The organism is Burkholderia sp. BCC0322 (genome assembly GCF_902833045.1).
Lineage (GTDB): Bacteria > Pseudomonadota > Gammaproteobacteria > Burkholderiales > Burkholderiaceae > Burkholderia.
In genome coordinates this window covers 628378-637797 of sequence record NZ_CADFDU010000001.1, presented here as the reverse complement: position 1 = coordinate 637797, position 9420 = coordinate 628378, and the positions used below count along the sequence as shown (strand labels likewise).

Below are 9420 nucleotides of genomic sequence, written 5' to 3'. Positions count from 1 at the left end.
CGCACGTGATACAGCGAGTAGCTGCCCATGTACGCGATGTCGGTCACGACGCCGCGCGCCCAGTTGTGTTTCGAACCCGGCTTCTCGCGTGACACGTGCACGCGTTCCGGGCGCACCGAGATGCCCACCGGCATCCCGAGCGGGCCCGTCACGCCGTGACTCACATACATGCGTGCCTCGAGATCGTCGCTCTCGACGAAGATGTGATCGGGCTCGTCCTCGACCACGCGCCCCTCGAACAGGTTCGTCGAGCCGATGAATTCGGCCGAGAAGCGGCTGTTCGGGAATTCGTAGACTTCGCCGGGCGAGCCGATCTGCACGATCTTGCCTTCGCTCATCACCGCGAGGCGGCTCGCCATCGTCATCGCTTCTTCCTGGTCGTGCGTGACCATCACGCAGGTCACGTCGACCTTCTCGATGATGTTCACGAGTTCGAGCTGGGTCTTTTGACGGATCTTCTTGTCGAGCGCGGACATCGGCTCGTCGAGCAGCAGCAGCTTCGGGCGCTTGACCAGCGAGCGGGCCAGCGCGACGCGCTGCTGCTGGCCGCCGGAGAGCTGGTGCGGCTTGCGCTTCGCGTACTTGCTCATCTGCACGAGCGCGAGCGCATCGGCCACGCGCTCCTTGATCTCGTTCTTCGGCGTGCCTTCCTGTTTCAGGCCGAACGCGACGTTCGATTCGACCGTCATGTGCGGGAACAGCGCGTACGACTGGAACATCATGTTCACCGGGCGGCGGTACGGCGGCAGCGCGGCGAGATCCTCGCCGTCGACGAAGATCCTGCCGGAGGTGGCCGTCTCGAGCCCGGCGAGCATGCGCAGCAGCGTCGACTTGCCGCAGCCCGAGCTGCCGAGCAGCGCGAACAGCTCGTTCTTCGCGATCGTCAGGTTCACGTTGTCGACGGCCGTGCTGTCGCCGAATTTCTTCACGACGTTTTCGATGCGCACGAAGGCGTCGTTCGGCTTGAGCATGTCCGTCGCCGGGCGACGCATCGCATCAGGTGTACTGAATGAATCCCGTTTCATGATGGTCCGTTTTAAGCAGGTAAGCGAATCTCAGGCGTCAGTCGCGACCGGCCAGGCGGTCGCACGGTGCCGGCGGAGAGGGATCGAGCGATTCCTCGTCCGGAACGAATGGCGCAACGAAACAGGTGTGGGGGAACGCACGGCGATCGGCGGCCATCAGTCGCGATCGACCGGGGGCGTCGCGCCGGCTGTCATGAAGATTTCATCGGTTTTCATCGGGCTTTCCGCACGTTTCTGTCGTCTCCAGTGCGAATTTTTAAACCCGTCAAAAACCTTTTGGATCGCGGATTTCCGTTGCAGACATTGAACGGGATCGATGTTTGGGGAGGCGGGAAAACGGGGGCACGAGCCGGCCCGCGCGGGCGCCCGGCGGCATGGGCGCCGCCGGGTGAAACGGAGGGTGGGGAAAACGAGCAGCCGGACGGCTGCCGCACGCGGCCGGTGCGCGTCGGGCGGGAAGCTGCGCGGCACCGCTGCCGCGGCGCCGCGTCGGCGTCAGAACGGCTTGGTCGGCAGGTACTTGCCGTCGAGCGTGATCACCGCGCGCGAACCGCCTTCGGGATCGTCGACCTTCTTCACGTCGAGCCGGAAATTGATCGCGCTGATGATGCCGTCGCCGAACTTCTCGTGAACGAGCGCCTTCAGCGTCGTGCCGTACACCTGCAGCATTTCGTAGAAGCGGTAAATGGTCGGGTCGGTCGGCACGCGATCGTCGATGCTGCCGCGCAGCGGGATCGTCTGCAGCAGCAGCACCGCGTCGTCGTCGAGGCCGAGCTTGTCGGCGACATTGCGCGCCGCTTCCGCCGGCAGCGCGTGCTGGCCAAGCAGCGCGGCGGTCACGAACGCTTCGCTCAGGCCCGTGCCTTCGGTGAGCTGCGCGAACGACAGGTTCTTGCGCGCCTTCGCGAGCACGATGGTCTCCGCGAGCGCGTGGCGGGCCGTCTGGCTGTGTTGGGACTGGATCATGGCAATTCCTCGTGGTTGGGTAGGAGCGATTCAGGCCGCGACGGGGAGCGTCGCGGGCGTGGCGCGGACCTCGGGGTGGTCCGCCAGGGAGACGAACCGGCCGGTCGCGCCGTCGTAGGCGTCGATGCAACCCGATTCGATGTCGTAGACCCAGCCGTGCAGTGCGAGCCGCCCTTCTTCGAGCGCAAGCCGCACGGCAGGATGCGTCTTCAGGTTCGCGAGTTGCGCGACGACGTTCTCGCGCACCATCGAGTCGATCCGCTCGCGTTCGCTGCGATGCGGGCGCGCCTCGTTCACGACGCGCGCCGAATCGGCGTAACGCAGCCAATGGCCGACGGCCGGCATGTGGTCCATGCACTGGCAGGTGGCGATCGCGGTCATCGCGCCGCAATCGGAATGGCCGCAGATCACGACGTCGGTCACGCGCAGCGCGGCCACCGCGTATTCGACCGACGCCGATACGCCGCCCGGCTCGGGGCCGTACGACGGCACGATGTTGCCGGCATTGCGGATCACGAACAGGTCGCCGGGTTCGCGCTGCGTGACGAGTTCGGGCACGAGCCGGCTGTCCGAGCACGAGATGAACAGCGCGCGCGGGTTCTGGCTGCGCGCGAGGTCGCGGAACAGCGCGGCGCGTTCCGGATAGGCGTCGCGCTGGAACTTCAGGAAGCCTTCGATGATGTCCTTCATCGTGTGTTCTCCGGTGCAGGTGGAATCGATGAAGGGCAGGTTACGCCGGACTTCCAATAACGTAAAAGACTGATTTATGATCCAGCGGATAAGCAGGACTTATAGGAACCGCCATGCTGCTGCGCCATATCCACTATTTCCTCGCCGTCGCCGAGCACCGCAGCTTCACGCGCGCGGCCGCCGCGCTGCATGTGTCGCAGCCCGCGCTGTCGCAGCAGATCCGCCAGCTCGAGGAGACGCTCGGCGCGCAACTGTTCGACCGCACCGGGCGCGTGACGCGGCTGACCGACGCCGGCGACGTGTATTTCCGCTATGCGCGGCAGGCGCTGCACGATCTCGCGGAAGGCCGGCGCGCGATTCACGACGTGCAGGATCTGAGCCGCGGCTCGCTGCGGATCGCGGTCACGCCGACGTTCACGAGCTATCTCGTCGGGCCGCTCGTCGAGGCGTTTCACGGCCGCTATCCGGAGGTGTCGCTGTCGGTGCGCGAGATGTCGCAGGAACGCATCGAGGCGCTGCTCGTCGACGACGAGCTCGATGTCGGCATCGCGTTCGAGGAGGTGCAGACGTCGGATATCGAGGCGGAAACGCTACTGGTCGAAACGCTCGCGCTCGTCGTGCGCCGCCAGCATGCGCTCGCCGGCAAGCGCAAGGCCGGCCTGCGCGCACTGCACGACGCGCCGCTCGTGCTGCTCACGGCCGAGTTCGCGACACGCGTGCAGATCGACCGCTATTTCCGCGAGCATGACGTGCGCCCGCGCGTGTTGATGGAAGCGAATTCGCTGGGGGCGGTGATCGAGATCGTGCGCCGCACGAACCTCGCGACGCTGCTGCCCGCGACGATCGCGGCCGGGTACGACGATCTCGTTGCCGTCGCGCTCGATCCGGCCGTCCTGCGGCGCACGGCCGTGCTGTTGCAGCGCAAGGGGGCGTACCGAAGCGCAGCGGCGCGTGCGTTCGTCGAGCTGGCGTTGGCGCAGCACGCGGGGAAAGGGAAAAAGGCCGGCGAACCCCGCCCGGCACGCCCCGGGACGGCCGGGCAATGAAGTCCGGCGTTGCCCCGGAGCGGGGCAAGCAACCGCGTCAGTTGTACCCGAGGATCGCCACCGCCGCGACGTCCGGCCGGTCGTTCGTATTCCCGACGAGCGATGTCATCGGCTCCTGCAGCACCGCCTGATACGACGTCACGCGCGGCGCTTCCGGCGCGCCCGTCTCATCCGGTGCCGGTGCGTCGAACGCGGCATCGAAACCGCTGTAAAACCCCGGCTGCTTCTGCGAAAAAGTCATCTCCACTCCTTTACCTGTTTATGTTTTCGAGGTTCTAACCAACTTGTTTCAACGCCGCCCGCACCGGCGTGCCGTCGTGCGCCGCCTCCGATCGCGCCAGCTGCGCGCGCGTGCGCCGCGTGATGTGAATCACCGCGAACACGACCGGCGCGATCAGCAGGCCTTCCGCCAGCTCGGGATCGACCGGCAGGTTCATCACGTGCAGCGCCTTGAACGCCGCCGTCGCGAGCGACAGCACGTAGTACGAAATGGCCGCCACCGACAGCCCTTCGACCGCGTGCTGCAAGTGAAGCTGATTGCGCGCGGTGCGCTCCATGCCCGCCAGCAGGCGCGTCACGTCCTTTTCCTGGGCAAGATTCACGCGCGTGCGCAGCAGGTCGACCGCCCGCGCGATCCGCGCGGCGATCTGCTCGTGGCGCGCCCATACGCTGCGGCAGGTTTCCATCGCCGGCGCGAAGCGACGCTCCATGAATTCGGCGATCGTCGGCATCCCCTCGATGCGCTCCTCGCGCAGCTCGTGGATGCGTGCCAGCACGAGCTTTTCGTACGCACGCGACGCGCTGAAACGTGCGCCCGATCCCGCCAGCGATTCGACCCGCACCGCGAGATGCGTGAGCTTGACGAGCAGCGCCGAGTCGTCGCCGTCCGCGCCGCTCGCGTCCATCCGCTGCATCAACGCGTGCAGCGCCGCGTGGATCTCGTCGAGCTCGCGGCTCATCCGGCGCGCGACGGGCAACGCCAGCAGCGCCATCATCCGGTACGTTTCGATTTCATGCAGACGCTGCAACAGCCGGCCGCCCTGCTCTTCGCGAAAATCCTCGTCGACCACGAGAAAGCGCATGAAGCCGTCGTCGCGCACGTGCCAGTCGCAGAACACCTTGCCGCCGCCGAGCACGTTGCTGCCCACCAGCGCGGGGCCGTCGATCCAGCGGCGCAGGTCGCCGCAGACGAGCCGCGCGGCGTCGCCCTTCAGCAGCTCCATGCGTACCGCGACGAAGCGGATGCCGGCGAGCCGCGCGAACCACGCAGCCGGAATGCCTTCGATCGCGAGATCGTCGAAGTAGCCGGTGTCGCGACGCGGCGCGACGAACGTGAAGGTCGAGAATTCGGTATGGCGCTCCCACTTCAGGTACCAGCCGCTCGGCGACTGCACCGCGTAGTGCGTCGCGCCTTCGTGCGGCGCGGTGATGCCGGTATCACGGCACAGTGCGTGCAGCAGCGTTTCGTGGATGTCGGGCTGGCCGTCCGCGTAGATCGCGTAATGCGTGAGCGACACGGCTTCGGCGAGCCGCAGGAACGGCCGGGCATGCAATTCCGCGGCCAGTGCGGCGCGCAACGGATGGTCCATCATCGAGACACCACGCTTTCCTGTTCAGTGCTGCACGCCGGATCGACCGGCCCGAACGCCGCGCCCCCTCGGGTGAAACGTCAGCGTGATCGCACTATGGCAGACACACAGCAACAATAAAAACGCATAATGCTGATCGTTACGTTCAGTTTTCCTGATACCCATGAAGATGCTCGATCACGACGTGCTGGCCACCGTCGTCGCCGTCGCGGAAACCGGCAACATGACCCGCGCCGCCGAGGCCGTGAACCGCTCGCAGTCGGCCGTCAGCATGCAGATCAAGAGCCTGGAAGACGCGATCGGCCGGCCGCTGTTCGTGCGCAAGCCGCGCAGCATCGTGCTGACGCGCGAGGGCGAGGTGCTGCTCGGATTCGCCAGACGAATGCTGGCGCTGCGCGACGAGGCGTGGGCGGCCGTGGTGCGGCCGGAAGTGACCGGTAAAGTCGTGATCGGCGTGCCGGACGACTACGCGTCGTCGCTGCTGCCGTCGGTCCTGAAGAAGTTCTCGGCGACCTACCCGAAGGTCGAGATCCAGGTGATGGGGCTGCCGAGCAGCGCGCTCGCGCCGCTGATCAAGGAAGGCACCGTCGATCTCGTGTGCGGCACGCGCATCAAGGGGCTGACCGGCGACTTCATCCGCCACGAGCCGATGGCGTGGGCCGCGATGACGAACGGGCCGCGCGTGTGGGAAGAGCGGCCACTGCCGATCGCGGTGTTCATGCCGGGCAGCGTCGCGCGCGAGAACGCGATCCGCAGCCTGGAGCGCGCGAAGGTGCCGTACCGCACCTCCTATGAAAGCCCGAGCCTGCTCGGGCTGCTCAGCATGGTCGAGGCCGGCCTCGCGGTCGCGCCGCTCGCGCGCTGCGCGATTCCCGCGCAGCTGTCGATGCTCGGCCGCTCGCACGGGCTGCCCGACCTGCCGCCGCTCGAGCTGATCCTCGCGCGCAGCACCAAATCCAAGCGGCCGCCATGCGACTTTCTCGCGGAACAGCTGATGGAAGACCTGCAGCGACAGACCGGGCAAACCGCCGACGCGTGATCAGCGCGTCGCGCCGAACCCGGCCGCGGCCAGCGCCGCGTTGACGTTCGCGGCCACCGCATCGACGAGCGCCTCGAGCGTATCGCCGCGCACCTGCGCGTGTTCCGGTGCGACGTGCTCCTTGCGTTGCCAGCCCCACTGCGCACCCGACGCGACCGACAGCGTCGCGCCGAAGCGGTTGCCGTGGCAGCGGCCGAACGTGCTCACGCGCCGCCCGGCCACATAGTCCTGTTCGGGCAGGCAGAGCCGGATCTCGACGGCGATCTGGTCGCGATCGTTGACGCGCGCGGCCGGGCTCACCGTCGCGGCGAACACCTTGCCGATCCGCCAGGTCACGCAGGTTTCCCACGCCGCGAGCGGTCCGCCGGCCGCGTCGACCCGCTCGGTGTCGACCGACCATTGATGCCCGTCGGGCACGACGATCGCCTGATGCAGCAGCACTTCGGCCACGCGCACCGTCGTCACGAGCTGACGCGCGAGTTGCTGGCCCGACGGCAGCGACGCCGTCCGTACGCGACCGCTCGCCGGCCGCGCGACAGGCACTGCTTCCATGAGGTCCATGACCCCTCCGTATTCAGGATCGGCGCCGCGCACGCGGTGCCGCTCGCCGCCGTGCCGCCTGCGGGCGGGCAGCACGGCGACCGGCAACCGGCGATCGGGCGGCGGATCGGACAAACCATCCAGGAACGAGCAACAACCGTTCCTCGCTTCACCGCGCCTTCGGCCCGACGCGCAAACGGCGCGCGACCGGCCCGATCACCGCATCGGCCTGCTGCGCGATCAGCGTGTGCAGCGTGAAATCCAGGTCTTCCGGTGCGATGTCGAAGTGCACGTGAACCACGTCGCGCACGGCACGCGCGCTGACGACATAGACGCCGAGCGGGGAATGCAGCAACGCCGCGAGCAGGGCGTGCGCGTGTTCGCCGGAGTCAGCCGTCAGCGTGACGGGCAACTGCAGGCGCGGGCGCGGCGGCGGGAAAGGAATGACGTTGTTGCGTGCGCCGGCGCGCAGCTGGCGGCCGGCGACATCGAAGGCGGGAACGGGATGAATGAAGGTCATGGAGCGGACGGAAGCCGTCTCGGCTGTTCGACACCTCCCCAGCTTAGAAGAGACGGCATAAACGTCGTGCAAAAAAACGCGCCGCCGATGCAAAAAACGCCACCGGGGACGCACCACGACACCGGCCGAAAGCCGTCCGTGCGGCCGTCATGCCCGCGCGGCGATCTCGCGCGGTCGCTCGCCTCGACCTCGCCGGCACTGCGTGCGGCCCCGCGGTCGTTCCGTTACGCGGCGAACGCCTCGAGCGACGCGCGCCGCCGCTCGTCGACCATCGATTCGATCAGCGACACCAGATCGTCGGTCAGCGGGTCGCAGATGCCCGGCGAGCGATGCAGTTCGAGATCGGCCGCCGGCAGCGGCGGCAGCCCGTCCGTCTCGTCGAGCACGCGCCAGTTCTCGGGCAGCGTGCAGCGGTCGATCATCGTCACGGCCGCGCCGTGGTTCACCGCGATCTTGATGCCGGTCGGGCTCTGGCTGGTATAGACGACGTGATACGGCCGCTCGGCCGTCGCGAGCGCCTGCAGCCCGCGCTGCCGGTAGCAGCACGTCTCCGGAAACAGCGCGAGCGGCACCGACGCCTGCGGGTCCAGCGCGAAATCGCGGTGCGCCGCCCACACGACGTCGTGTCGGCCGAGCAGCCGCCCGCTCGCGTTCGGGCCATGCCGCACGACGAGCGCGACGTCGAGCTCGCCGGCCTGCAGCCGTTCGAGCAGTTCGAGCGACGTGCGGCAATGCACGTGAAAACGCGCGCCCGGCCGCGTCGCATAGAACGACTTCAGCAGGTCGGGCAGCCACAGTTCCGCATAGTCCTCGGGCAGCCCGAAGCGCACGACGCCGCGGTCGCTGCTCGCCTGCTTCAGCGCGAGGATCGCGTCGTTCTGCACCTGGATGATCCGGCGCGCATGGATCAGGAAATTCTCGCCGTCGCGCGACAGCTCGAGCCGCCGGCTGTTGCGCATGAACAGGTGCGTGTCGAGCCGCTCCTCGAGCGTGCGGATGCGCAGGCTGATCGTCGATTGCGTGCGATGCAGTTGCCGGGCCGCCGCGGTGAAACCGCCGCTCTCGACCACGGCGACGAATGCCCGGATCAGCTCCGGATCGAGCGAACTGAGCTTCGACCAATCGGGCCTTTGAATGGCAGCCATCGGAATTACTCGCTTTCGAAAAAAAAAGGGAAGACGAAAGATAGGGCTCGGAGTACGCCGATTGTTGTCCAGATGCGCTCGGCCCTCCAACCCCTGCCCAGGTATGACAAACCCGGAGCCGGTACGCGAATGCCCACCCGCCGATCCCGCCCCGCCCGCCGTCACGACAACGGCCGAGGCCCGCCCGGCGGGCATTCGCGTGCCGGGATCAGGGCTTTCCCGGAGACGACGAAAACTCATAGCCCGATCAGAAAACATCGATTCACCGGCCGCGCCACGGCCCACCACAATCGCCTCACACCCACCTCATCGACGAGACACCGCAATGACCGCACCCCAACCCAGGCAGCTTTACATCGGCGAAGGCTTCGAAGGCCCCGGCGTCAACCTCGCGCACATCAATGTGCTGGTCGGCCCGCGCAACGGCCCGGCGGGCCAGGCGTTCGCCACCGCACTCGCCACGCCGTCGGCCGGCCATGCGCCGTTCGTCGTGATCGCGCAGCCGGGCGTGCCGACCAAGCCGCTCACGCTGTACGTGAACAAGGCGCAGATCGCCAGCGACTTCCACGGCAATGCCACGTGGGGCGCATCGCAGGCCGGCATCGCGAAGGCCGTGGCCGAAGCGCTCGAGAACGGCACGCTGCCGCCCGAAGCGGAGAACGACTGGGTCGTCGTGTCCGCGAACTGGGTGAACCCGCAGACCGACGATCTCGACGCCGTGTTCGAGAACAACTACCGCGCGTGCCGCAACGCGATCGTCGCGGCGATGGAAGGGCTGCCGCATCGCGACGCGGTGTTCGCGGCCGCGCGCGACGTGTCGAACCCGTTCTACACCCCGAAGAAAAACTGACGACGACAAG

At 67.5% G+C, this 9420-nt stretch carries 12 protein-coding genes; 4 read left to right on the top strand and 8 right to left on the bottom strand.

Going from position 1 to position 9420, the window contains the following annotated elements; translation table 11 throughout:
- The coding region (gene potA, locus HWX39_RS02975; RefSeq protein WP_244134883.1) for a polyamine ABC transporter ATP-binding protein at nucleotides 1-971 on the bottom strand (971 nt) is incomplete at its 3' end.
- Between potA and HWX39_RS02970 the strand changes: the two genes are divergently transcribed.
- Nucleotides 964-1332 carry a hypothetical protein gene (locus HWX39_RS02970; protein ID WP_175964991.1) on the top strand — a complete coding sequence of 123 codons (369 nt, stop codon included), beginning with the start codon at nucleotides 964-966 and terminating at the stop codon, nucleotides 1330-1332. The two genes, potA and HWX39_RS02970, sit on opposite strands and share 8 nt — an antisense overlap.
- A 188-nt stretch (nucleotides 1333-1520) precedes the next feature.
- Here the strand turns inward: HWX39_RS02970 and cynS are convergent, their stop codons facing one another.
- The gene (gene cynS, locus HWX39_RS02965) at nucleotides 1521-1991 is read right to left on the bottom strand and encodes a cyanase (RefSeq protein WP_175965483.1); all 471 of its coding nucleotides are present in this window, start codon (nucleotides 1989-1991) and stop codon (nucleotides 1521-1523) included.
- A gap of 30 nt (nucleotides 1992-2021) precedes the next feature.
- Entirely contained in the window at nucleotides 2022-2681 is a 660-nt protein-coding gene (locus HWX39_RS02960; RefSeq protein WP_175965482.1) for a carbonic anhydrase, read from the bottom strand.
- Nucleotides 2682-2794: 113 nt separating this feature from the next.
- Here HWX39_RS02960 and cynR point away from each other — a divergent pair, with 113 nt between their 5' ends.
- Nucleotides 2795-3727: a transcriptional regulator CynR gene (gene cynR, locus HWX39_RS02955; RefSeq protein WP_175965481.1), complete on the top strand. Its 933-nt coding sequence runs from the start codon at nucleotides 2795-2797 to the stop codon at nucleotides 3725-3727.
- A gap of 37 nt (nucleotides 3728-3764) precedes the next feature.
- Here cynR and HWX39_RS02950 read toward each other — a convergent pair whose 3' ends face one another.
- Complete coding sequence (locus HWX39_RS02950; protein WP_175965480.1) at nucleotides 3765-3968, bottom strand: hypothetical protein; 204 nt, start codon at nucleotides 3966-3968, stop codon at nucleotides 3765-3767.
- Nucleotides 3969-4002: 34 nt separating this feature from the next.
- Nucleotides 4003-5319: a DUF3422 domain-containing protein gene (locus HWX39_RS02945; RefSeq protein ID WP_175965479.1), complete on the bottom strand. Its 1317-nt coding sequence runs from the start codon at nucleotides 5317-5319 to the stop codon at nucleotides 4003-4005.
- A 160-nt stretch (nucleotides 5320-5479) separates the two neighbouring features.
- On the opposite strand from HWX39_RS02945, the gene HWX39_RS02940 reads away from it, so the two are divergent.
- Nucleotides 5480-6355: a LysR family transcriptional regulator gene (locus HWX39_RS02940; protein WP_059605089.1), complete on the top strand. Its 876-nt coding sequence runs from the start codon at nucleotides 5480-5482 to the stop codon at nucleotides 6353-6355.
- Here the strand turns inward: HWX39_RS02940 and HWX39_RS02935 are convergent, their stop codons facing one another.
- The 3 genes from HWX39_RS02935 to HWX39_RS02925 all read right to left on the bottom strand — a co-directional run bounded on the left by HWX39_RS02935 (nucleotide 6356) and on the right by HWX39_RS02925 (nucleotide 8560).
- The gene (locus tag HWX39_RS02935; RefSeq protein ID WP_175965478.1) at nucleotides 6356-6916 is read right to left on the bottom strand and encodes a hypothetical protein; all 561 of its coding nucleotides are present in this window, start codon (nucleotides 6914-6916) and stop codon (nucleotides 6356-6358) included.
- A gap of 148 nt (nucleotides 6917-7064) precedes the next feature.
- Nucleotides 7065-7415, bottom strand: a complete 351-nt coding sequence (locus tag HWX39_RS02930; RefSeq protein ID WP_175965477.1) for a hypothetical protein — start codon at nucleotides 7413-7415, stop codon at nucleotides 7065-7067.
- A 224-nt stretch (nucleotides 7416-7639) separates the two neighbouring features.
- Nucleotides 7640-8560, bottom strand: a complete 921-nt coding sequence (locus tag HWX39_RS02925) for a LysR substrate-binding domain-containing protein (protein ID WP_175965476.1) — start codon at nucleotides 8558-8560, stop codon at nucleotides 7640-7642.
- Nucleotides 8561-8885: 325 nt separating this feature from the next.
- On the opposite strand from HWX39_RS02925, the gene fae reads away from it, so the two are divergent.
- Nucleotides 8886-9410, top strand: coding sequence for a formaldehyde-activating enzyme (gene fae / locus HWX39_RS02920; RefSeq protein ID WP_069749691.1), 525 nt, complete (start codon nucleotides 8886-8888; stop codon nucleotides 9408-9410).
- Nucleotides 9411-9420 lie beyond the last annotated feature (10 nt).

Coding starts and splice junctions, on each gene's coding strand:
- HWX39_RS02925 (WP_175965476.1), bottom strand. CDS start 8,560: ATGGCTGCCATTCAAAGGCCCGATTGGTCGAAGCTCAGTTCGCTCGAT.
- HWX39_RS02935 (WP_175965478.1), bottom strand. CDS start 6,916: ATGGACCTCATGGAAGCAGTGCCTGTCGCGCGGCCGGCGAGCGGTCGC.
- cynS (WP_175965483.1), bottom strand. CDS start 1,991: ATGATCCAGTCCCAACACAGCCAGACGGCCCGCCACGCGCTCGCGGAG.
- HWX39_RS02945 (WP_175965479.1), bottom strand. CDS start 5,319: ATGATGGACCATCCGTTGCGCGCCGCACTGGCCGCGGAATTGCATGCC.
- cynR (WP_175965481.1), top strand. CDS start 2,795: ATGCTGCTGCGCCATATCCACTATTTCCTCGCCGTCGCCGAGCACCGC.
- HWX39_RS02940 (WP_059605089.1), top strand. CDS start 5,480: ATGAAGATGCTCGATCACGACGTGCTGGCCACCGTCGTCGCCGTCGCG.
- HWX39_RS02960 (WP_175965482.1), bottom strand. CDS start 2,681: ATGAAGGACATCATCGAAGGCTTCCTGAAGTTCCAGCGCGACGCCTAT.
- fae (WP_069749691.1), top strand. CDS start 8,886: ATGACCGCACCCCAACCCAGGCAGCTTTACATCGGCGAAGGCTTCGAA.
- HWX39_RS02930 (WP_175965477.1), bottom strand. CDS start 7,415: ATGACCTTCATTCATCCCGTTCCCGCCTTCGATGTCGCCGGCCGCCAG.
- HWX39_RS02950 (WP_175965480.1), bottom strand. CDS start 3,968: ATGACTTTTTCGCAGAAGCAGCCGGGGTTTTACAGCGGTTTCGATGCC.